Here is a 22,604-nt window from a genome sequence, read left to right on the forward strand (position 1 = left end):
AGCTGTGCCCCGGTCGGTCACGGGTGAAGCGTGACCCGCGAGGCCCGGAAGGCCCAGAACGACGGGACGGCGACCGCGACGACCGCCATCGCGACGACGATGACCACCCCACCGGTCCACATCGCGATCGAGACCCCGAACGCGCTGGCGACGGCCCCGGCGCGCAGGTCGCCCAGCCGCGGGCCCCCGGCGACGACGACGATGAACACGCCCTGCATCCGGCCGCGCATGTCGTCGGGGGCGGCCAGCTGCAGCATCGAGGAGCGGAGCACCGCGCTGACCATGTCCCCGGCACCGGCCACGGCCAGGCAGAGGACGGCGACCCACAGCGACCCGGCGAGGCCGAACCCGACGATCGCCACGCCCCACACCGCGATCGCGCCGAGGACGACGGCGCCCTGCCGGTCGACCCGGCTGACCCAGCCCGAGGTCAGCCCCATCACCAGCGAGCCGATCGAGATGCCCGCGTACAGCCAACCCAGGCTGTTCGCGTCACCGCTGTAGGCGGTGGCGGCCAGCTGCGGGAAGACCGCCTGCGGCCAGGCGAAGAGCATCGCGATCACGTCGACGACGAAGGTCATCAGGAGCACGGGCTGGGTGCGCAGGAAGACGAAGCCCTCCCCCACCCCGCGCACCGCGGCCCCCAGCCGGAGCCGGTCGGCGGCACCGGCGACGGGCAGCGGCGGCAGCCCGCGCACCAGCAGGACCGCGACGGCGAAGCCGACGGCGTCGACCACGTAGGTCAGGAACAGCTCGCCCTGGCCGATGAGCACCCCGGCCAGCAGCGGCCCGGCGATGACCCCGACCTGGCGCACGGTCATGGCCAGCGCGTTCGCCGCGGGCACCAGGTCGGCCCCGACGATCGCCGGGATGGCGGCGCTGCGGGTGGGCTGGTTCACCGCGGAGAACGCCGAGACCAGGGCGGTGAGCACCCACAGCACGGCCAGGGAGTCCATCCCGAGGCCCGCCTGGACCGCCAGCAGGGCGCTGGTGACCGCGGCACCGATCGAGGTGACCAGCATCAGCTTGCGGCGGTCCATCGCGTCGGCGATGGCCCCGCCCAGCAGGCCGAACACCACCAGCGGCACCAGGGCGACCACCGAGGTGACGCCGACCAGCAGCGACGAGCCGGTCATCGCGTAGACCTGGAACGGGACGGCGACCAGCGTCATCTGCTGGCCGAGCATGGTGACGGTGATGCCGCCGAAGAGCCGCCGGTAGGCAGGGTTGCGCAGCGGGGTGGTGTCGATGGCGAACCCGCGGCGCCTCGACCTCGGTGGCGCCTCCTCCGGTGCCGGCCCGTCGATCGGCGAGCTCACGGGGCGAGTCGGGTGAGGGCCCAGGTGCCGGCGTCGTCCCGGGAGAACCGCAGCCGGTCGTGCAGCCGGTCGTGCCCGCCCTGCCAGAACTCCACGGTCTGCGGCGTCACCCGGTAGCCGCCCCAGGACGCCGGGCGGGGCAGCTTGCCCTCGGTCTGCTCCCCCAGCTCGCGGAAGGCGTCCACCAGGGCCTCGCGGGAGGCCACGACCGAGGACTGCGGGGTGGCGGCGGCCGCGAGCTGGGCACCGCGGGGGCGGGCGTCCCACAGCGCGTCGGAGGCGGCGTCGTCCAGTCGGGCGGCGGTGCCGGTGACCCGCACCTGCCGCTGCTGGGCGTGCCACGGGAACACCAGCGCGACCCGGTCGTCGGCGGCCAGCTGGGCGCCCTTGGCCGAGGCGTGGTTGCTCACGAAGACGATCCCGTCGGCGTCCAGGCCCTTCATCAGCACGATGCGGGCGTCCGGGGCGCCGTCGGCGTCGGCGGTGGCCACGACCATCGCGTTGGGCTCCACCAGCTCGGCGGCGACGGCCTCGGCGAACCACCGCTCGAGCTGCTCGTGCCAGGTGGGGGCCAGGGACGCCTCGGAGAAGACGGAGTCGTCGTAGTCGCGGCGCATGGTGGTCAGGTCGGGCACGCCGTCATGCTCCCACCCCGCAACCACCCTGCCCGGTGTGACGCCGGTCGCAGGTCCCGCTGGGCGGGACGGTCCGGTTGGGCTCCACCGCAGGTGACCGCCTAGGTTGTGCCGCAGCCGTGCGCCCACCAGCCACGGGTCCCGCGCGCAGAGGAGCCTGCAGGATGTCCAGCGACTTCGTACCCGGCCTCGAGGGCGTCATCGCCTTCGAGACCACCATCGCCGAGCCCGACAAGGACGGTGGCGCACTCCGGTACCGGGGCGTGGACATCGAGGACCTCGTCGGCAAGGTCACCTTCGGCAACGTCTGGGGCCTGCTGGTCGACGGCAAGTTCGGCGAGGGCCTCCCGCCCGCCGAGCCGTTCCCGATCCCGGTGCACACCGGCGACGTCCGGGTCGACGTCCAGGCCGCGCTGGCCATGCTGACCCCGATCTGGGGCTACCGCCCGCTGCTGGACATCACCGACGAGGAGGCCCGCGACGAGCTCGCCCGGGCCGCCGTCATGGCGCTGTCCTACGTGGCCCAGTCCGCCCGCGGCATCGGCATCCCGGCCGTCCCGCAGAAGCGCGTGGACGAGGCGTCCTCCATCGTCGAGCGCTTCATGGTCCGCTGGCGCGGCGAGCCCGACCCCCGCCACGTCGCCGCCGTCGACGCCTACTGGACCTCGGCCGCCGAGCACGGCATGAACGCCTCCACCTTCACCGCCCGGGTCATCGCCTCCACCGGTGCCGACGTCGCGGCCTCCCTCTCCGGCGCCATCGGCGCGATGAGCGGCCCGCTGCACGGTGGTGCCCCCTCCCGGGTGCTGCACATGCTCGACGAGGTCGAGGGCACCGGCGACGCGGAGAAGTACGTCAAGGACCTCCTCGACCGCAAGGAGCGGTTGATGGGCTTCGGCCACCGGGTCTACCGCGCCGAGGACCCCCGCGCCCGCGTGCTGCGCCGCGCCGCCCAGGAGCTCGGCGCCCCCCGCTTCGACGCCGCTCTCGCCCTGGAGAACGCCGCGCTGAAGGAGCTCCGCGAGCGCCGTCCCGACCGGCCGGTCGAGACCAACGTCGAGTTCTGGGCCGCGATCGTGCTGGACTTCGCCGAGGTGCCCAGCCACATGTTCACCTCGATGTTCACCTGCGCCCGCACCGCGGGCTGGTGTGCCCACATCCTCGAGCAGAAGCAGACCGGCCGGCTCGTGCGCCCGTCGGCCCGCTACATCGGGCCCGACCCGCGCAAGCCCGAGGACGTCGAGGGCTGGGACTCCATCTCGACCAAGGAGATCGGCGAGCCCGCCTGATGGCCATCACGATCCCGACCGGGCTGCTGCCCGCCGACGGCCGCTTCGGCTGCGGTCCGTCCAAGGTCCGTCCGGAGGCCCTGGCCGCACTCGCGTCCGAGGGCGCCGGGCTGATGGGCACCTCGCACCGTCAGGCGCCGGTCAAGAACCTCGTCGGCCGGGTGCGCGAGGGGATCTCGCAGCTCTTCGACCTGCCCGAGGGGTACGAGGTCGTGCTCGGCAACGGCGGGACGACGGCCTTCTGGGACGCCGCGGCCATCGGTCTCATCCGCGACCGCTCGGCGTTCGGCACCTACGGCGAGTTCTCCGCCAAGTTCGCCTCCGGCGTGGCCGAGGCCCCGTTCCTGGCCGACCCGGTGATCACCAAGGCCGCACCGGGGTCGCTCGCGCTGCCCACCGCGGTGGCCGGCGTCGACGCCTACGGCTGGGCGCACAACGAGACCAGCACCGGCGTGATGGCCCCCGTCGTCCGCCCCGAGGGGGCCGACGAGGACTCCCTCGTGCTGGTGGACGCCACCTCCGGCGCCGGCGGGCTCCCGGTCGACGTCGCCGAGACCGACGTCTACTACTTCGCCCCGCAGAAGTGCTTCGCCTCCGACGGCGGTCTGTGGATCGCGCTGATGAGCCCGAGGGCGCTGGCCCGCGTCGCCGAGATCAAGGCCTCCGGCCGCTGGATCCCCGGCTTCCTGGACCTGTCGATCGCCGTCGACAACTCCAGCAAGGACCAGACCTACAACACCCCGTCGGTCGCCACGCTGTTCCTGCTGGCCGACCAGCTCGACTGGCTCAACGGCCTCGGTGGGCTGTCCGGCGCCGTGGCCCGCACCTCGGACTCCTCGGGTCGGCTCTACGAGTGGGCGCAGGCCTCCTCCTTTGCCACCCCGTTCGTGACCGAGCCGGCCGAGCGGTCCCTCGTCGTCGCCACGATCGACTTCGACGAGTCGGTGGACGCCGCCGCGATCGCCGCGGCGCTGCGCGCCCACGGCGTCGTGGACACCGAGCCCTACCGCAAGCTGGGCCGCAACCAGCTGCGGGTGGGCTGCTTCCCCGCCGTCGACCCCGACGACGTCACCGCACTGACCGCCTGCATCGACCACGTCGTCGGCCAGCTCTGAGCGGAGGGTGGGAGCGCAGGAGGACTGCGTTCCACCCTCCGCTCAGGCCGGTAGCAGCCGGGGGCTGACCGTGGCGAGCGGTCAGCGCAGAAGAACCGCCAGCACGTCGGGCGCTGAGAACGTCCGGTTGTACCGAGCCTCGTCGTGGGGGGCGAGCACCCCGGCTTCGACCAGCTGCGCGACGAGACCATTGGCTCGTGCGTAGGTGACACCCAGGCGACGCTCTACCTGCCGCACTGTGAAGATGGGCCGGGCCAGCGCGAAGTCGACAAGGGACATCGCGGTGTCGGCGCGTAGGCCCGCCGCCTTCACCCGGTCCTTCAGATCCGCCTGCACCGACAACAGGTCCTCCAGCTGCGCGGCTGTCTCGACCGCTGAGGCTGTGAGGCCATCGGCGAAGAACCGCACCCAGTCGTTCCAGTTGCCAGCCGAACTCACTCCAAGGAGCCGATCGAAGTAGTCCGCTCGGCGAGCCTCGAACCACGGGGACACCGTGAGGGTCGGTTCGGTCAACACACCTTCGTGGAGCAGCTGCAGGACGATGAAGAGACGACCGATACGCCCGTTGCCGTCGTTGAACGGGTGGAGGGTCTCGAACTGGTAGTGGCCCATCGCTGCGGCAACGACCGGGTCGATCTCGTTTCCGTGGTCCGCGCCCACCCAGTCGAGCCAGTCCCGGACCTGGGCCTCGAGTTCCGGCCCCGGCGGCCGGGGGATGAACCGAGCATCCTGGACTCTCGCACCTCGTCGGGCCCCGATGACCACCTGAATGTCCCGCACCCGGCCGGAGCTCACCGTCTCTGCTGTCGTCCCCCTGACCAACCGCGCCTGAAGCTCGATCAACAGCCCCAAAGTGAGTGGGCGCCCCTCGCCAACCCACGCGAAGGCGTGCTCAGCCGCCCGGAGGTAGTTGAGGACTTCTCGGAGTTCCTCGTCCGACTGGTCCTCGTCCTCATCAGCCGCGAGGACCTCCTGGAGGGGGGCGTAGGTGCCCTCAAGTGCAGACGTGCTCTGCGCCTCACGGGACAGAGACGACCGCCGGAGCAGCGCCGGGTTCGGCAACCGCTTCGCAGAACTGTCCAAAGAGGCGAGCGCCGCCCTCGCTCTGGCGACCGCGTTGAACGTCGTCGCGCTCAAAGGGGGTGTGACTCGCTCTAGCGGCAGCGGCACGAAGGCCACGTGCTGCCATGGACCGAAACGCGGATCTGTACCGCTGATGGGTACGAGTGAACCTGAAGGACTGTTCTGGAAGAGTTCGGCCCGCACAATGTAACTCTATACGTCTCAGGGTTTCATTTCACCCCCCATGACACGTCACAATGACAACCATCCGGTTGGTAGACCGTCAGGCCGGTAGCAGCCAGGTGTCCTTGCTGCCGCCGCCGCGGCTGGAGTTGACCAGCAGCGAGCCCTCCTCGAGGGCCACCCGGGTGAGCGGGGCGGGGACGACCCGGGTCGAGGAGCCGGCGACGGCGAAGACCCGCAGGTCGGCGTGCCGGGGCACGACGACGCCGTCCACCAGCGTGGGCACGGTGGAGAAGTCGACCGGCTCCTGGGCGACGAAGCGGTGCGGGGTGAGCGCGACCTCGGCCTGCAGCTGCGCCAACTCCGCCGCCGAGCAGGTCGGGCCGAAGACGACGCCCCGCCCGCCGTAGCCGTCGACCGGCTTGACCACCAGCTCGTGCAGCCGGTCGCGCACCGCCGCGTAGTCGCCCGCGTCGGCGAGCACCCAGGTGGGCACGGTGGCCAGCACCGGCTCCTCGCCCAGGTAGAACCGGATCATCGCCGGCACGTGGCAGTAGGTGGCCTTGTCGTCGGCCACCCCGTTGCCCGGCACGTTGCCGATGGCCAGCTTCCCGGCCCGCACCGCCTCGCCGAGCAGCACGTCCAGCGGGGTGCCGTGGGCGTTGAGGTGCGCGGCGAGGTCGTCCTCGTCGAAACGGCGGTAGAGCACGTCGACGGCGACCCGCTCGCCGTCCACCTCCACGGCGACCCCGCCGGCGGGGGTCGACCAGAGCGTGTCCGGGGTCGCGATCGGCACGCCCATCGCCTCGGCGAGGAGCCGGTGCTCGAACCACGCGGTGTTCAGCGGGCCGTCGCTCAACAGCGCGATCTGCGGGACCCCGGTGCAGGCGGGGGGCGCGGCGTCGGCCAGGGCGGCCCTGAGGACGTCGACGGCCCCGTGCGGTTCGGCGAGCCCGCCGACCCCGGCGAAGAGCCCGGGCAGCGCGGCCCGGCTGCTGTCCCGGTTGACGATGGCGTAGCCGATGCCCGAGGGCACCCGGAGGTTGTCCTCCAGCACCACCCAGCCGTCGGGGCCGTGCAGCAGGTCCAGGCCGGCCACGGTCACCCGCTGCTGCCCGGGGGCGGCCAGGCCGACCGCGCCGGGTCGGAAGCCGGGGCTGCGGGTGACGAGCCACTCGGGGACGACCCCGGCGCGGACGGACTCCGGCAGCTGCGCCGCGGAGTCCGAGCGGCGCCGGCCGACCGGGCGGTAGACGTCGGTGAGGAAGGCGTTGAGCGCGCGGGTGCGCTGCTCGACGCCGGCAGCCACGTGCGCCCAGTCCGCGGCCGGCACCAGACGGGGGACCGGGTCCAGCGGGAAGGGGTGCTCGCGCATCTCGCCGTCCACGAAGGCGCCGAAGACGACGCCGCGCGCCCGCCGCTCGCGGCCCATCTCGTCCACGGCGGAGGCCAGGCCCACGCCGCCGAGCTCCTCCAGCGCCGGGGCCACGGGGACGTAACCCGGGGCCAGCGTCCCGTCCGGGCCCACGGCCTCGTCGGCCGGTGTGCTCGGGTACCGCGCGAAGACCCCGGTCGCCTCGGTCACGTGTCCCTCACAGCCAGCGGTCGAACCACGCGGTGGTCCGTTCGGTCAGTTCGACGAGGTTCTCCCGGCCCACCACGGTGTGGCCCTCACCGGGCAGGAGCAGGAGCTCGGTGGGGGCGCCGAGGGCGGTCAGCGCCTGGTGGGCCTGGACCGACTCCGCGACGGGGACGTTCGTGTCCCGGTCACCGTGCGCCAGCAGGACCGGTGACCGCAAGGCCTCCAGTGCCGTCATCGGACTGATCGTGGCGAGCATCTCACGGTCGGTGACGGGGTCGCCGTACTCGGTGGTCGACGCCGCGGCCATCCACGGTTCGGTGCCGGCGAAGAAGCTGCGCAGGTCGCTCATCCCGGCCAGCGAGACCCCGGCGGCGAAGAGGTCGGGCCACCGGGTCAGCGCGACCAGCGTCAGGTACCCGCCGTAGGACCAGCCGTGCGCCCCCACCCGGCCCGGGGTCGCGATGCCGGCCTGCACCAGGTGCTCGACTGTCGCGGGCACGTCGGCGAAGGAGGCCTCGCGGGCGTCGACGTCGTCGGCGGCCATGAACGCCGCTCCCCGTCCGCCCGAGCCGCGCACGTTGGGCGCGAAGACGGTCAGCCCGGCCGCCACCAGCGCCTGGGCCACCGGCGACCAGGAGGGCCGCTCCTGCCCCTCGGGCCCGCCGTGGAAGACGACCACCGTGCGGTTGGGGCCGTGCACGTCGGGCGGGGTGTAGAGCCAGCCCTCCAGCGCCAGCCCGTCGGCGGCCCGGTAGGGGTGCCGGACGGGGGTGACCAGCAGGTCGGGGTTCGGCAGTCGCGGGGCGCTGGGCAGCGGACGCGAGGTGCCGTCGGCCAGGTCCACGACCCACAGCCCGCGGGGGGCACCCGGGCCGGTCAGCTCGGCGACCAGCGACCCGCCGTCGGCGGCCAGCGACCAGCCGGGCATCACCGGCAGCGGGAGCTCGACCGCCCGCACCAGGGCGCCGTCGTCGACCCGGCGGAGCTCCAGCTCGCTCACCCCGCCGACGTTCCACAGGCACAGCACCGACCCGTCGGCGCGCACGGCGTAGCCGTCCAGGTCGGCGTCCGGCCGGCTGACCAGCACCTCGGCGACGCCGGGCACGCCGTCCGCGGACAGGGGGACGACGAGCAGCCCGGTGCGGTCCTCCCCCGGCGGCCCGGGCAGCGCCGCCCGCAGGTAGACCGAGTGGCCGTCGGGGCCGAACCGGCCGTCCTCGCTCTGCTGCCACCCCGGCGAGCCGGTCGGCACGACCCGGGTCTGCTGCCCGGTGGGGACGTCGACGAGCACGACGTGCCGGTGCCCGCGCGGACCGCGGCGGGCCAGCAGCCGGCCCTCGTCGGGGGCGACCGCCGTGACGGCCAGGAAGCCGCCGGTGGCCAGCGTGCGGTGCGCCCCGCTGACCACGTCGACCAGGACGACGTCGGCACCGGGGCCGTCGGCGATCGTGCACGCGTAGTGGCCGGGCCGGGCGGTCCAGCCCCCGGCGAAGACGGTGCAGCGGGGGTCCTCCCCGGCGACCAGCCGGGGCTCGGAGCCGTCGGCGTGGGCGACCCAGAGCTGGGCGCAGATGGAGCCGCCGGGGCTGATCAGGAAGGCCAGCCACTCGCCGTCGGGCGACCAGGCGACCGACACGACCTCCTGGTCGGGGCCGGAGACCACCGCCGGCGGGGTCTGCTGGTCCAGCGTCGCCACCTCCAGCCGCGGTCGGCCGGAGCGGTCGCTGACGTAGGCGACCCGGTCGCCGGTCGGGGCCAGCGCGGGGCACCAGGCCCCGGCGGCCGCGGCGATCTCGGTGACGGCGAGCCGGACGTCGGTGCCGAGGCCGTGGGAGTCCTCGATGGTGCGGGTCATGCCACCTCCTCGGTGGATCGCGGACACGTCGGGCCAGTGCAGCAGACGACGGCCGTCGGGTGTTCCGCTGCCCGTCAGCGGATGCCGTGGCGCTGCAGCCAGAGCTCCAGCAACCCCACCTGCCACAGCTGGTTGCTGCCCAGCGTCGTGCGGTGGGTGTTCGGCTCGGCCAGCAACCGCTCGGTGTAGTCGGTGCGGAAGAGCCCACGCTCGCGGGCCTCCGGCGACTGCAGGGCCTCCCGCACGCTGGCCAGGTACTCGCCCTCGAGGTGGATGATCGCCGGCACCGGGAAGTAGCCCTTGGGCCGGTCGATCACGTGCGCCGGGATGACGGCGCGGGCGGCCTCCTTGAGCACGCCCTTGCCGCCCTGGGCCAGCTTCAGCTCCGGCGGGACGGCGGCGGCGAGCTCGACGAACTCGTGGTCCAGGAACGGCACGCGTGCCTCCAGGCCCCAGGCCATCGTCATGGTGTCGACCCGCTTGACCGGGTCGTCGACCAGCATGATCGTGGAGTCCAGCCGCAGCGCCCGGTCGAGCGTGGTGTCCGCGCCCGCGCGGGCGAAGTGGTCGGCGACGAAGGCCCGGCTGACGTCGTCGGTGACCAGCCAGCGGTCGCTCAGGATGCCGGCCACCTCGGCGTGCGGGCGGTCGACGAACACCGAGGCGTAGGCGTCCACGGCCCGGTCGGTCGGGACGCCGTCCAGCGGCGGGTACCAGTCGTAGCCGGCCAGCACCTCGTCGGCGCCCTGTCCGCTCTGCACCACCTTCACGTGCTGGCTGACCTGCTGGGCGAGCAGGTAGAAGGCCACGCAGTCGTGGCTGACCATCGGCTCGCTCATCGCCGCGACCGCGCCGTCCAGGCCGGCGTGCACCTCGGCGGTGGGCACCAGCAGCCGGTGGTGGTCGGTGGAGAAGTGCTCGGCGATGACGTCGGAGTAGGCGAACTCGTCGCCCTGCCGGCCGCCGACGGCCTCGAAGCCGATGGAGAAGGTGGCCAGGTCGCGCTGGCCCTCCTCGGCCAGCAGCCCGACGATCAGGCTGGAGTCCAGTCCGCCCGACAGCAGCACCCCGACCGGGACGTCGGCGACCATCCGGCGCCGCACGGCCAGCCGCAGCTGCTCCAGCACCCGCTCCTGCCACTGCACCGGGTCCAGGTCGACGAGGTCGGCCCGCCGCTCGTGCACCGGGGACCAGTACGTCCAGTCGGACTCCCGGCCGTCGGCCTCGTAGGTGCGCACCGTGGCCGGGGGCAGCTTGCCGACGCCGGCCAGGATCGTCCGCGGCGCCGGGACGACGGAGTGGAAGGACATGTAGTGGTGCAGGGCGACCGGGTCGATGGAGGTGTCCACACCCCCGGCGCGGACCAGCGCCGGCAGGCTGGAGGCGATCCGCACCCGGCCCGGCCCGCGGCTGAGGTACACCGGCTTGATGCCGAGCCGGTCCCGGGCGACGACGACGCGACCCGACCCGCGCTCGACCACGACGAAGGCGAACATGCCGAGGAACTTCTCCACGCAGGCCGCGCCCCATCGGTGGTAGGCCTTGAGCACCACCTCGGTGTCGCTGGTGGAGGCGAACCGGTAGCCCGCCGACCGCAGCTCCTCGCGCAGCTCGCGGTAGTTGTAGACGATCCCGTTGAACACGCAGGTGAGCCCGAGCTCGATGTCGACCATCGGCTGGGCCCCGGCCTCGGTGAGGTCGATGATCTTCAGCCTCCGGTGACCGAGGGCGACCGGGCCGGACTGCCAGACCCCCGACCCGTCCGGGCCGCGGGCGGCCAGCTCGTCGCACATCGCGGCGACCGCGCCGACGTCGGCGACCCCGCCGTCGAACCGGATCTCGGCCGAGATGCCGCACACGAGCGCCTCCTCCCACCGGCGCGGGGCCGGTGACGTCGAGCGCCCACCCTCCCCCGTCCGTGTTGCCACGGCATGTCACGACGACCTGCGGGCGCCGCGCGGGAGACACTCACAGCGTCCGGACAGTGACCCTGGGTGCCCCCCGTCGGGCAGACCCGCGGGGTGTGGCGTGTCGACCGGAGGGTCCCCACCTGCCCGGATAACCTCGGCGCTGGTCCTCGTCCGGGGACCGTCCCGACGGCTCCCCTGGAGGTCGCCCCCATGCGCACCCTGCGCCTCGTGGCGCTCTCCGACGACGGACGCAGCCTGGTCCTCGCCGCCGACGTCCCGGACTCCATCGACAACGGTGAGCGGTTCCACCTGCCCATCGACGACCGGCTCAAGGCCGCCGTCCGCGGCGACGCCCAGCGGATGGGCCAGATCGAGCTCGACCAGGGCAACGCCCTGCCCCCGCGGGTCATCCAGGCCCGCATCCGCGCCGGCGAGACCCCCGAGCAGGTCGCGCACGCCTCCGGCACGTCGGTCGAGCGGATCATGCGCTTCGCCCACCCGGTGCTCCAGGAGCGGGAGCGGGTCGCCCAGCAGGCGCAGACCGCCCGGGTCCGGCTCTCCGAGGGCACCCCCAGCGTGCCGCTGGAGCAGTTCATGTCCGAGCGCCTGCGACTGCTCGGCGCCGACCTCGACGCCGTCCGCTGGGACTCCCACCGCACCGAGGACGGCACCTGGCAGGTCCGGGCCGCCTGGCGGGCCGGGCACAAGTCCGGGGTCACCAAGTGGAGCTACGACACCGCCACCAAGACCGTCACCCCGGTCGACGCCACCACGATGGACTTCGCCGAGGGCACCCGGCTGGTCCGGGTCGTCCCCGACGTGCCGGCCGGTCTGCCCGCCGCACCCGCCCCGCGCCGCTCGATCGCCGTGGTGCGCGAGGAGGCCGACGACGACGAGTGGGCCGGTGACCTGGCCGGCGACCGCGCCGACGAGGCCGACCTCGCCCCCGACGAGGACCTCGACGCCGACGTGCGCAACGTCGTCCCCACCGACGGCAACCCGGTCGACGTGCTCCTCTCCGGCGACGGCGGGCCCGACACCCACGACACCGTCGTCTTCGACCGGGTGGACGGCGAGGCGGAGGACCCGCGCGCGGCCATCCCGGCCTGGGAGGACATCGTCTTCGGCGTCCGCCGCCACCGGTAAAGCGTTCGGAACTGTCGGAGGTCGCACCTAGCCTCGGGGGGTGACCGCCGCCGCCCCGCCCGCGCCGTCCCCCGAGCGGGGGCGGCTCTCGGCGCTGTGGCGGCTGTGGCCCTTCGCCCGGCCCTACACCGGGCTGCTGGTGCTGACGTTCGTCGCGGCCCTGCTGGCCACGCTCACCCAGCTGGTCGTGCCCCTGGTGGTGCAGGCCGTCGTCGACGGTCCGATCGCCGACGACGACCGCAGCGGGCTGGTCCCGCTGCTCGGCCTCGCGCTGGCCTTCGGCGTCGCCGAGGCGTTCCTGTTCTTCCTGCGCCGCTGGGCGATGAACTCCTCCAGCCTGCAGATCGAGCGCGACCTCCGCGACACCCTCTACCAGCGGCTGCAGCGCCTGCCCGTGGAGTTCCACGACCGCTGGTCCTCGGGGCAGCTGCTCTCCCGGGCCACCACCGACATCGCGACCGTCCGCCGGTTCGTCGGGTTCGGCGCGGTGTTCCTGGTGGTCAACCTGATCACCTGCGTCGTCGTCGGCGGGTTGCTGATCGCCACCTGGTGGCCGCTGGGCGTCGCCGTGCTGGTGACCACGGTCCCGCTGGTGGCGGTCGGGCTCCGGCTGGAGAGTCGGTACAACACCGAGTCCCGGGCCGTCCAGGACGAGCAGGGCGAGCTGGCCACCGACGTGGAGGAGGCCGTCCAGGGCATCCGGGTGGTCAAGTCCCTGGGCCGCAGCCGGCTGGTCTTCGACCGCTACGACCGCACCGCCGTGTCGCTGCGGGGCCTGCAGCTGCGCAAGGTCCGCACGCTGGCCAAGCTCTGGGTGGTCTTCGAGTTCCACCCGCAGATCACCCTGGCCCTGGTCCTGGTCGGCGGGGCGGTCGGCGTCTCCACCGGGGCGCTCACCGTGGGCGGGCTGGTCGGCTTCGTCACCCTGTTCACGGTGCTGCAGTGGCCCATCCTGTCGCTGGGCTGGCTGCTCGCCCAGGCCCAGGAGACCGCCAGCGCCTGCGACCGGATCGGCGAGCTGCTCGACGCCCCGCTGACCGTCGCCGACACCCCCGGCGTCACCGACCGCCCGGTCGCCCGACCCGCCCGGCTGCGCTTCGAGGACGTCGGGTTCGCCCACCCCGGCGCCGGGGAGGCGGTGCTCCGCGGGGTGGACCTCGACGTCGCACCGGGCGAGACCGTCGCGCTCGTCGGGGCCACCGGGTCGGGCAAGACCACCGTGACGGCCCTGGTCGGCCGGCTCTACGACGTCACCTCCGGGCGGGTCACCCTCGACGGGCACGACGTCCGCGACCTGCCCCTGGCCCAGCTGCGCACCGTCGTCGCCACCGCGTTCGAGGACGCCACGCTGTTCTCGATGAGCGTCCGGGAGAACCTCACCCTGGGCCGGCCCGAGGCCACCGACGCCGACGTCACCGAGGCCCTCGCCGTCGCCCAGGCCGGCTTCGTGCACGACCTGCCCTGGGGCCTGGACACCCGGATCGGCGAGCAGGGCCTGTCCCTGTCCGGCGGGCAGCGACAGCGCCTCGCGCTGGCGCGGGCCGTGCTGGGCCGCCCCTCGGTGCTGGTGCTGGACGACCCGTTGTCCGCCCTCGACGTGCACACCGAGGCCCTGGTCGAGTCCGCGTTGCGGGAGGTGCTGGCCGCGACCACCGCACTGGTGGTCGCCCACCGGGCCTCCACGGTGCTGCTCGCCGACCGGGTCGCGCTGCTGGAGGACGGCCGGATCACCGCCGTGGGCCGGCACACCGACCTGCTCGCCGAGGTGCCGGCCTACCGCGACCTGCTCTCCAGCGGGTCCGAGCTCTCCTCGGCGGCTCCCCGATGACCGCCACCGCTCCCCCGCCGCCGTCCGCGCCGGACGCCTCCGCGTCCTGGCGTGGGGTGGCCACCGAGGGCGACGAGGACCTGTCGACCTCGGCCGGGCTGTTCCTCCGCGACCGGTCCCGCCGGCTGCTGGGCGAGCTGCTGTCCCCGCACCGCCGCGCCCTCTGGCTGCTGCTGGGTGTGCTCCTGCTGCAGAACGCGGCGTGGCTGGCCGGGCCGTTCCTCATCGGGGTCGGGATCGACGTCGCCGTCCCCGCCCTGCTGGCCGGTGACCCGTGGCCGCTGGTCTGGGTCACGCTCGCGATGGTCGCGGCAGCCTGCGCCGACGCCGGGCTCCGGTACCGCTTCCTGCTGGGCTCCGGCCGGGTCGGGCAGGCGGTGCTGCTCACGCTGCGCCGGCGGGTCTTCCGGCACGTGCAGTCCCTGCCGCTGGCCTTCCACGAGCGCTACACGTCGGGCAAGACGATCAGCCGGCTGACCAGTGACGTCGAGGCCCTCGCCGAGCTGCTCGACGAGGGCCTGGACGGTCTGCTGTCCGCGCTGTTCAGCGTGCTCTCCATCGGGGTCGTGCTGCTGGTGCTGGACCTGCCGCTGGGGCTGGTCGCGCTGGCCGGGTTCCCGTTCCTGTTCTGGGTCGCCCGGTGGTTCCAACGCAACTCGGTGGTCGCCTACAGGCGCACCCGGGAGACCATCGCGGCGCTGATCGTCCAGTTCACCGAGACCTTCGGCGGCATCCGCGCGGTGCAGGCCTTCCGCCGCGAGGGCCGCAACGACCAACTGCACGCCGAGCTGAACGAGGTCAACCGGGACGCCACCGACCGGGCCTACTGGCTGATCGCGGTCTTCGTCCCGGCGGTCACCCTGATCGGCAACCTGGTGGTCGTCGTGGTGCTCGGGTACGGCGCGCTGCGGGTGATGGACGGCGGGCTGGCCGTCGGCACCCTGGTGTCCTTCCTGCTGTACCTGCGCCGCTTCTTCGACCCGCTGCAGGACATCGCGATGTTCTACAACAGCTACCAGTCGGCGTCGGCGGCGCTGGAGAAGCTGTCCGGGGTGCTCGAGGAGCCGGCCACGGTGGCCGAGGCCGCCGACCCCACCCCGCTGCCGCACGCCGCCGGTGAGCTGGTCTTCGACGGCGTCCGGTTCGGGTACGGCGCCTCGACCGTCCTGCCCGGGCTGGACCTGACGATCCCGGCCGGGCAGACCGTGGCCCTCGTCGGGGCCACCGGGGCGGGCAAGTCCACCCTGGCCCGGCTGGCCGCCCGCTTCTACGACCCGCAGGAGGGGCAGGTCCGGCTCGACGGCGTCCCGCTCGACCGGCTGGCCGACGACGACCTGCGCCGGGCGGTGGTCATGGTGACTCAGGAGAGCCACCTGTTCTCCGGGTCGATCGCCGACAACGTGTCCTTCGGGCGTCCCTCGGCGACCCGCGCCGAGATCGAGGCGGCCTGCGCGGCGATCGGGGCGCACGGGTTCATCGCCGCGCTCCCCGACGGCTACGACACCGACGTCCGCAAACGGGGCGGGCGCCTGTCGGCCGGGCAGCGCCAGCTGGTCAGCTTCGCCCGGGCGTTCCTGGCCGACCCCGCGGTGCTCGTGCTCGACGAGGCCACCAGCTCCCTCGACGTGCCCAGCGAGCAGCTCGTGCAGCAGGCGCTCCAGACGCTGCTGGCGGACCGGACCGCGGTGATCATCGCCCACCGGCTGTCCACCGTGGAGATCGCCGACCGGGTGCTCGTCATGGACGCCGGCCGGCTGGTCGAGGACGGCGCTCCGGCGGAGCTGGTCGGGGGCACCGGCCGGTTCGCCGACCTGCACCGCGCCTGGGCCGACAGCCTCGTCTGAGAGGTCCGGATCACGTGTCTGACCTGCGCAGGAAGGGTAGTTCGGCCCTGGACGGGGAGCTCGACGCACCCGGAGGGTCTTCCTCGCGTCACCCCCGACCGCACACAGAACGGAGAACGGACATGGCTGCATCGGTCTCGATGCCCGTCGGCGGCGTGCAGGTCGGTTCCTACGGGGACTACGCCCAGGCCCAGCGGGCGGTCGACTTCCTCTCCGACGAGCAGTTCCCGGTGGAGAACGTCCAGATCGTGGGCACCGACCTCCGCACGGTGGAGCAGGTCGTCGGCCGGCTCACGCTGGCCCGCGCCGCGATGGCCGGGGCCGCCTCGGGCGCCTGGTTCGGCCTCTTCGTGGGCCTGCTGCTGGGCATCTTCGCCCCGGACGGCTCGAGCTGGATCAGCTCGGTGCTCACCGGCCTGGTCATCGGACTGGTCTTCGGTGCCCTCTTCGGCGCTGCCAGCTTCGCGGCCACCCGTGGCCGCCGGGACTTCGCTGCCGCTCCGCAGCGCATCGTCGCCGGCCGCTACGACGTGCTGTGCCAGCCGCAGGCCGCCGAGCAGGCCCGCGAGCTGCTGGCCCGGCTCTCGCTGCGCGGCTGACCGGCTCTCAGAGCCCTCCCCCGCCGGAGAACGTCGTCCCGGACGACCCGCGGTAGGCGTCGGGGTTGCCGGTGCCGTTGGTGCCGCGCAACCCCGACTGCGCCCCGGCGTCGGGGTTCAGCCGCGCCCCGCGGGCCTTCGCCCGCCGGTCGTGCATCAGGGCCGCACCCAGCCCGACGACGAGCACCACCCCGACCACGATCCAGAACGTCATGTCGAGACGCTAGCGCCTCGGAACCTCTGACGAGAAGGGCGCTTCTCGTCAGGAGCGGAGGGTGGCGAAGGCGACGGCGGCTGCTGCCGCGACGCCGAGGGAGTCCACACCCGAGCGCATCGGGATGCGGGCGCGGACGTCGACGGCGGCCTGGGCGGCGGCGGACAGACCGGGGCCCTCGGCGCCGAGCAGGAGCGCCGTCCGCGGGTGGGCGGTGGGGTCCAGCGCGCTCAGGTCGACGGCGTCGGCGGCCGGGGTGAGTGCCACGGTGGTGTAGCCCGCAGCTCGCACCCGGTCGAGGTCGCCGGGCCAGTCGGTGAGCACCCGCACCGGCAGGGTGAGCAGGTGGCCCATCGAGACCCGGACCGACCGCCGGTAGTACGGGTCGGCGCAGGTCGGGTCCAGCAGCAGCGCGTCCACCCCGAGGGCGACGGCGGAGCGGCCGATCGAGCCTATGTTCTCGTGGTCGTTGAGCCCCTCGAGCACCGCGATCCGGCGCGGTGCGGTGGGGTCCGGCCCGGCCAGCAGAGCATCGAGGTCCGGGGTCTCCGGCCGCTCGGCCGAGGCCAGCACGCCCCGGGTGAGCCGGAAGCCGATGGTCTCCGAGACCACCCACTTGTCGGCCTCGTAGGCGGGCACCCCGTCGGGCAGGTCGAGGGCGGCCAACCGGCCGGCGACACCGTACACCGCCCGCAGCGGGAGGCCGGTCTCCAGCAGCCGCTCGACCGCGGTGACGCCCTCCACGATCACCGGGCCGGTGCCGCGCTCGGTGCCCGGACGGCGGTCGCCGGCGAAGAGGTCGTGGAAGTCGGCGACCCGCTCGTCGCGTGGGTCGGTGATCAGCTGGGGCACGACCGCAGATCCTCCCGGACGGTGTCGGACTGCAGGTCGGCGGCACTGCGAGCAGGATCGACGGGTGAGCCCCTCCCCCACGACCGTCATCGGCGCCGGCATCTCCGGCATCGCCTGCGCCCGAGCGCTCACCGACGCCGGCCTCCCGGTCCGCGTGCTGGACCGGGGTCGCGCCCCCGGTGGGCGGATGGCCGGGCGCACCCTGCACGGCCGCGCCGTCGACCTCGGTGCCTCCTACCTCACCGTCGCCGACGACGGGGACTTCGCGCCGGTCGTCGCCGACTGGGTCGAGCGCGGCCTGGCCCGGGAGTGGACCGACACGTTCTCCGTCGCCGGCCCCGACGGGATCGGCGAGTCCAAGACCGGCCCGATGCGCTACGGCGCCGTCCGCGGGCTGCGCTCGCTGGTCGTCGACCTCGCCACGGGCCTGGACCTCGTCACCGAACGCACGGTGGCCCAGGTCCGCGTCGACGACGGTCCGACCGTGGACGGCGAGCCAGCAGCCGCCGTCGTCCTGGCCCTGCCAGACCCCCAGGCCCGACGACTGCTCGCCGTCGGGTCCCCGGCCGAGACCGTGCTCGACCCGCGCGGCTGGCAGCCGACCCTGGCCGTCGCGCTGGGCTGGTCGCAGCGCCAGTGGGCCGCCGACCTGCACGGCGCGTTCGTCCACGACGACCCGACCGTCGAGTGGATCGCCGACGACGGGGACCGCCGCGGGGACGGCGCCCCCGTGCTGGTCGCGCACACCACCGCGGAGTTCGCCGCCGGGCACCTCGACGACCCCGCCCAGGCCGGACCTGCCGTCGCCGCCGCCGTCCGGAGGGCCCTGGGCATCGACGTGGAGCCGGAGTGGACGTACGTGCACCGCTGGACGTTCGCCAAGCCGACCGACCCTCGGGAGGCACCGTTCCACCTGGCCGACGGCATCGGGCTGTGCGGCGACGGCTGGGCGGCGCCGTCCAAGGTGGAGAGCGCCTGGACCTCGGGGCACCAGCTCGGCCTCGAACTCGCCCGCCGGCTGGTGGGCTGACACCGGGGGGACCCTTAGGCTGCCTCACGATGACCGGGCCGGGGGCGTTCCGCTTCGACGCGGACCCGTTCACCGCCGACGTCTTCCGGGAGACGCCCGCCCCGGCCGCGGTCTGCACCGACGTGGTCAAGACCTACCGGACGGCGACAGAGACGGTCACCGCGCTGGCCGGGGTGTCGCTGGAGGTGCCTCGCGCGCAGGTGACCGTCGTCGTGGGGCCGTCCGGGTCGGGCAAGTCCTCGCTGCTGCGGCTGCTGGCCTGCATCGACTCCCCCGACTCCGGCGCGGTGACGGTCGGTGGTGCGCGGGTGGACACCCTCGGCGCCCGGGGGCGCCGGCGGCTGCGCCAGCGGCAGGTCGCCTACCTGTTCCAGCGCCCCGGGGAGAACCTGCTGCCCTACCTGGACGCCGCCGCGCAGGTGCGGCTGGCGGCCCAGCTGCGGGGGGCGCCGGTCGACGACGACGGGGTGCACGACCTGCTGGCGCGTCTCGGTCTGGGCGACCGCGCCGACCACCGACCCGCCCAGCTGTCCGGCGGGGAGCAGCAGCGGCTCGCGGTCGCCTGTGGCGTGGTGGGCGGGCCGGCCCTCGTGGTGGCCGACGAGCCGACCGCCGAGCTGGACACCGCCGCGGCCGAGCGGGTGCTCGCCGCGATGACCGAGCTGGCCGCCGACGGCGTGGCCTTCCTCGTCTCCAGCCACGACCCGCGGGTGATGGCCGCCGCCGACGGGTTCGTGCACCTGGACCGCGGGCAGCGGGTCCCGTGAGCGGGTTCCGCACCACCGGCCTGGTCAAGCGGTTCGCCCGCGGGGTGGAGACGGTCACCGCGCTGGACGGTGTCGACCTCGCCGTGGCACCCGGGGAGTTCGTGGCGCTGGTGGGCCCGTCCGGCTCGGGGAAGTCGACCCTGCTGGCGGTGCTCTGCGGCTGGGAGACCCCCGACGAGGGCGCGCTGACCCTGGACGGGGACCTCGCCGGACGTCGTCCCGATGCCCTGGGCTGGGCCGAGCTCGCGCTGGTGCCCCAGGCACTGGGCCTGGTCGCCGACCTGAGCCTGGCCGACAACGTGCTGCTGCCGGCCCGGCTGCGGGGCGTCGACGAGCACGACCGGGCCGGCGAGCTGCTCGCCGGCTTCGGCCTGGCCCACCTGGCCGACCGGTACCCGCACCAGGCCTCGCTCGGTGAGCAGCAGCGGGTCGCCGTCGCCCGGGCGCTGCTGCTGCGCCCGGCGGTGCTGCTGGCCGACGAACCCACCGCCCACCAGGACCGCGGGCACGCCGACCGGTTGCTCGACGCCGTCCGGCAGCGGGCCGACGACGGGGCCGCGGTGCTGCTGGCCACCCACGACGAGCTGGCCTGGGCCCGGGCCGACCGGGTGCTGTCGATGCGCGACGGCCGGCTGACCGAGGGGGCCCCGTCGTGAGCCGGCCCCCGCTCTGGCGGCTGACCCCGTGGACCCGCGCTCCCCTGCTGGGCCTGCGACAGCCGGCTGCCGTGATCGCCGTGCTGGTGACGACGGCGATCCTCGCCTGCGCCGTGGCCTCGGCTCCGCTGTTCCTGTCCTCGGCGCGGTCGGCGGCGCTGCAGCAGCAGCTGGCCGCGGGGTGCGCGGAGGTCGGGTGGGGGCAGACCGGGGTCGGGGTCGGCCTGCTGGACCAGAACGGCGACCCCACCGGGCAGCAGCCCCCGGACCGGTCGACCGACGAGGCGCTGGCCGCGGCGTGGGAGGCGGTCGGTGACCCCGCCAGCGACCCGGTCGGCTACGCCTCGGCCGGTGGCGTGCGGACCGCGGACGGGGCGCCGGTGTCCCTGCCCGCCCAGCTCCTCTTCCGGCCGGCCTCGTTCGACCACGTCCGGTGGGTGGAACCGCCCACGACGGACACCACCGGGGTGGCCGTGCCGGCGAGCTGGGCCGAGCAGGCCGGCATCGCCGCCGGCGACACGATCACGGTCGGGTCCGCCCCGGTGACCGTCGCCGGGGTCTACACCGACCTGTTCGCCTACGACGCCGACGACTACTGGTGCGACTACCGCCTGCTGTACGCCAACGACAGCAACGCCAACACCCCTCCGCCGGCGCTGCTCCTCACTGCGGACGCGGCGACCCTGGACGCCGTCTCACCCGGGACGGCCTACACCGAACTCCGGCGTGAGGTCCCGGTGCGGGCGGAGGACACCACGGTGAGCGAGGCGCGGGCGCTGCTGGACCGGCAGGCCCGGGCCCAGGCGGACACCCTGGACCGGCTGGGTCTCACCGAGGTGTACGGGGTGCCCAACACCCGACTCATCGAGGCGATCGACCGGGCCGAGCTGGTGGAGTCCGGGCTGCGCGGACCCGTCGTCCCGGTGGCCGTGGCCGGCGCCCTGCTGGCGCTGGTGCTGGTCGCGGCGGCCGGGAGCTTCTGGGCCGACCGCCGGGCCACCGAGGTCCGGCTGCTGGCCGCCCGCGGCGTGGGCCCCGTGCCACTGGCCGGCAAGGCGGCGCTGGAGCTGGGGCTTCCCGCGCTGGTCGGTGCCGCGCTGGGCTGGGGCGCCTCCCGGACGCTGATCGCCGCGCTGGGCCCGGCCGACGACCTGGACCCCGGTGCGACCACGGCCGCGCTGTGGGCCGGGGTCGCCGCGTTCGTGGTCGGCCTGGGTGCCGCCGCACTGGTTGCCGGGCTGCGCGCCCGGGGGTCGGCCGAACGCCCGCTGGGCGCCGCACCCCGCTGGCCCTCGCGCGTGCCGTGGGAGCTCACGCTGCTGATCGCCGCGGGTGCCTGCTGGGTGGCGCTGCAGGGCCGACCCGGCGTGGTCAGCGAGGGCAACGTCGCGCAGGTCGACGGGCTGCTCGTCGCCTTCCCGCTGCTGGGCCTGGCCGGTGCCGCGGTGCTGCTCGCCCGGGTGCTCACCGCACTGCTGCCCCGGGTGCGGCGGTGGGCCGCGCGCCGTCGTCCGGCGGTGTTCCTGGCGGTGAACCGGCTGGCCGCGGCGCGACTGGCCACCGCCACCCTGCTGGTCGCCGTCGCCCTGCCGGTCGCGGTGCTCGGCTACACCGCGACGCTCACCGCCAGCTCGCAGGCCACCCTGGACGCCAAGGTGGGCGTGCAGATCGGCGCCGGAGCGGCCGTGCTGTCGGTGTCCCGCTTCGACCCCACCCCGGAGATCGCCGCGGCCGGCACGTACGTGGTGCGCTACGGCGACGCCAGCGTCACCGCGGCCGAGGGCGCCGGAGACAGCCGTGGTCGCGCCGACGTCCAGGTGCTGGCGGTCGACCCTGCCGACTTCGCCGGCACCGCGTTCTGGGTGGACTCCTTCGCCGCCGAGTCGCTGCCGGACCTGCTGGCCCGCCTCGACGGCCCCGCCGTCGACGGCCGTCTGCCCGTGGTGGCCGCCGGGCTGCCGACCGGGGAGACCGACCTCCGGCTCGGCACGCAGGACGTGCCCGTCGACGTGGTGGCCACCGCCGAGGTGCTCCCCGGGCGGCGCACCGCCGACCCGGTGCTGCTGGTCGCCGCCGACCGGCTGCCCGACGTCCCCCGCACCGCCGGCGCCGACCGCACCGCCGAGCTGTGGACCGACGGCGACACCTCCGCCGCCCAGGAGGCGTTCACCGCCGCCGGGAGCGACCGCAACCGGACCGTCGAGCCCGCCGACGTGCAGACGACGGCCAACTTCCTGGGCATCACCTGGACCTTCGGCTACCTCTCCGCGCTGGCGGTCTTCGTCGGCGTCATCGCTCTCGGCGGCCTGCTGCTGTACCTGGAGGCCCGCTCCCGCACCCGGGTCTCCGGCTACGTGATGGCCCGCCGCCTCGGGCTCTCCCGGCGCGCGCACCTGACGTCGCTGCTGGTCGAGCTCGGCGGCGTCGCGGTCGCCGGCATCGTCCTCGGCGGGGTGCTGGCCGCCGGTGCGGTCGCGGTCGTCTACCGCCGGCTGGACGTCGACCTCGTGCGGCCGCCGACGCCGCTGCTCGACGTCCCCTGGACCGCGCTCGCCGCCACCGTCGTCGTCACCGTGGCCGTCGCCGGCCTCGCCGCCCTCTACGCCCAGCGCGCGGCCGACCGCGCCGACCCGGCCACCGTCCTCCGCGAGGACGCCTGAGCACCCAGCTTCGATCAGGTGACCTGATCAAAAGCTGGCCGCCCTCACCAACGTTGCA

At 74.4% G+C, this 22,604-nt stretch carries 18 protein-coding genes; 10 read left to right on the forward strand and 8 right to left on the reverse strand.

Annotated features, from left to right (window positions below):
• Positions 1-17: 17 nt before the first annotated feature.
• Positions 18-1,319: an MFS transporter gene (locus tag ASG36_RS05480; RefSeq protein ID WP_157498574.1), complete on the reverse strand. Its 1,302-nt coding sequence runs from the start codon at positions 1,317-1,319 to the stop codon at positions 18-20.
• Complete coding sequence (gene pdxH / locus ASG36_RS05485; RefSeq protein WP_082522799.1) at positions 1,316-1,954, reverse strand: pyridoxamine 5'-phosphate oxidase; 639 nt, start codon at positions 1,952-1,954, stop codon at positions 1,316-1,318. Before pdxH ends, ASG36_RS05480 begins: the two co-directional genes overlap by 4 nt.
• Before the next feature lie 164 nt (positions 1,955-2,118).
• Between pdxH and ASG36_RS05490 the strand changes: the two genes are divergently transcribed.
• Both ASG36_RS05490 and serC read left to right on the forward strand, forming a co-directional pair.
• Positions 2,119-3,243, forward strand: coding sequence for a citrate synthase 2 (locus tag ASG36_RS05490; protein WP_055760425.1), 1,125 nt, complete (start codon positions 2,119-2,121; stop codon positions 3,241-3,243).
• On the forward strand, positions 3,243-4,358 hold the full coding sequence (gene serC, locus ASG36_RS05495) for a phosphoserine transaminase (protein ID WP_055760428.1): 1,116 nt from the start codon (positions 3,243-3,245) through the stop codon (positions 4,356-4,358). The genes ASG36_RS05490 and serC overlap by 1 nt, the downstream gene beginning before the upstream one ends.
• Positions 4,359-4,439: 81 nt before the next feature.
• Here the strand turns inward: serC and ASG36_RS05500 are convergent, their stop codons facing one another.
• The 4 genes from ASG36_RS05500 to ASG36_RS05515 all read right to left on the reverse strand — a co-directional run bounded on the left by ASG36_RS05500 (position 4,440) and on the right by ASG36_RS05515 (position 10,899).
• On the reverse strand, positions 4,440-5,537 hold the full coding sequence (locus ASG36_RS05500; protein WP_200944337.1) for a Fic family protein: 1,098 nt from the start codon (positions 5,535-5,537) through the stop codon (positions 4,440-4,442).
• Positions 5,538-5,703: 166 nt separating this feature from the next.
• A complete protein-coding gene (locus ASG36_RS05505) occupies positions 5,704-7,188 on the reverse strand; it encodes a circularly permuted type 2 ATP-grasp protein (RefSeq protein WP_055760434.1) in 1,485 nt (494 codons plus the stop codon).
• 7 nt (positions 7,189-7,195) lie between these two features.
• Positions 7,196-9,040 (reverse strand): alpha/beta fold hydrolase, encoded by a 1,845-nt coding sequence (locus ASG36_RS05510; protein ID WP_055760437.1) that lies wholly within the window; start codon positions 9,038-9,040, stop codon positions 7,196-7,198.
• 74 nt (positions 9,041-9,114) lie between these two features.
• Entirely contained in the window at positions 9,115-10,899 is a 1,785-nt protein-coding gene (locus tag ASG36_RS05515) for an N-acetylglutaminylglutamine amidotransferase (RefSeq protein ID WP_055760440.1), read from the reverse strand.
• 261 nt (positions 10,900-11,160) lie between these two features.
• Between ASG36_RS05515 and sepH the strand changes: the two genes are divergently transcribed.
• From sepH to ASG36_RS05535, 4 genes are all read left to right on the forward strand, one after another.
• Entirely contained in the window at positions 11,161-12,096 is a 936-nt protein-coding gene (gene sepH / locus ASG36_RS05520) for a septation protein SepH (protein ID WP_055760443.1), read from the forward strand.
• 40 nt (positions 12,097-12,136) lie between these two features.
• Positions 12,137-13,924, forward strand: a complete 1,788-nt coding sequence (locus ASG36_RS05525) for an ABC transporter ATP-binding protein (protein WP_055760445.1) — start codon at positions 12,137-12,139, stop codon at positions 13,922-13,924.
• The gene (locus ASG36_RS05530) at positions 13,921-15,768 is read left to right on the forward strand and encodes an ABC transporter ATP-binding protein (protein ID WP_055760448.1); all 1,848 of its coding nucleotides are present in this window, start codon (positions 13,921-13,923) and stop codon (positions 15,766-15,768) included. The genes ASG36_RS05525 and ASG36_RS05530 overlap by 4 nt, the downstream gene beginning before the upstream one ends.
• Positions 15,769-15,890: 122 nt before the next feature.
• Positions 15,891-16,367, forward strand: a complete 477-nt coding sequence (locus ASG36_RS05535; RefSeq protein ID WP_055760451.1) for a general stress protein — start codon at positions 15,891-15,893, stop codon at positions 16,365-16,367.
• 7 nt (positions 16,368-16,374) lie between these two features.
• Here ASG36_RS05535 and ASG36_RS05540 read toward each other — a convergent pair whose 3' ends face one another.
• Both ASG36_RS05540 and ASG36_RS05545 read right to left on the reverse strand, forming a co-directional pair.
• On the reverse strand, positions 16,375-16,581 hold the full coding sequence (locus ASG36_RS05540; RefSeq protein ID WP_055760456.1) for a hypothetical protein: 207 nt from the start codon (positions 16,579-16,581) through the stop codon (positions 16,375-16,377).
• A gap of 48 nt (positions 16,582-16,629) precedes the next feature.
• The gene (locus ASG36_RS05545) at positions 16,630-17,433 is read right to left on the reverse strand and encodes an RNA methyltransferase (protein WP_055760459.1); all 804 of its coding nucleotides are present in this window, start codon (positions 17,431-17,433) and stop codon (positions 16,630-16,632) included.
• A gap of 64 nt (positions 17,434-17,497) precedes the next feature.
• Here ASG36_RS05545 and ASG36_RS05550 point away from each other — a divergent pair, with 64 nt between their 5' ends.
• The 4 genes from ASG36_RS05550 to ASG36_RS21775 are packed head-to-tail and all read left to right on the forward strand — an operon-like array spanning position 17,498 to position 22,546.
• Complete coding sequence (locus tag ASG36_RS05550; protein WP_055760461.1) at positions 17,498-18,463, forward strand: NAD(P)/FAD-dependent oxidoreductase; 966 nt, start codon at positions 17,498-17,500, stop codon at positions 18,461-18,463.
• A 29-nt stretch (positions 18,464-18,492) separates the two neighbouring features.
• Positions 18,493-19,230 (forward strand): ABC transporter ATP-binding protein, encoded by a 738-nt coding sequence (locus tag ASG36_RS05555; protein WP_082522800.1) that lies wholly within the window; start codon positions 18,493-18,495, stop codon positions 19,228-19,230.
• Positions 19,227-19,886 (forward strand): ABC transporter ATP-binding protein, encoded by a 660-nt coding sequence (locus ASG36_RS05560; RefSeq protein WP_055760464.1) that lies wholly within the window; start codon positions 19,227-19,229, stop codon positions 19,884-19,886. The genes ASG36_RS05555 and ASG36_RS05560 overlap by 4 nt, the downstream gene beginning before the upstream one ends.
• A complete protein-coding gene (locus ASG36_RS21775) occupies positions 19,883-22,546 on the forward strand; it encodes an FtsX-like permease family protein (protein ID WP_055760466.1) in 2,664 nt (887 codons plus the stop codon). The genes ASG36_RS05560 and ASG36_RS21775 overlap by 4 nt, the downstream gene beginning before the upstream one ends.
• Positions 22,547-22,604: the final 58 nt, after the last annotated feature.

Source organism: Geodermatophilus sp. Leaf369 (assembly GCF_001424455.1).
Lineage (GTDB): Bacteria > Actinomycetota > Actinomycetes > Mycobacteriales > Geodermatophilaceae > Klenkia.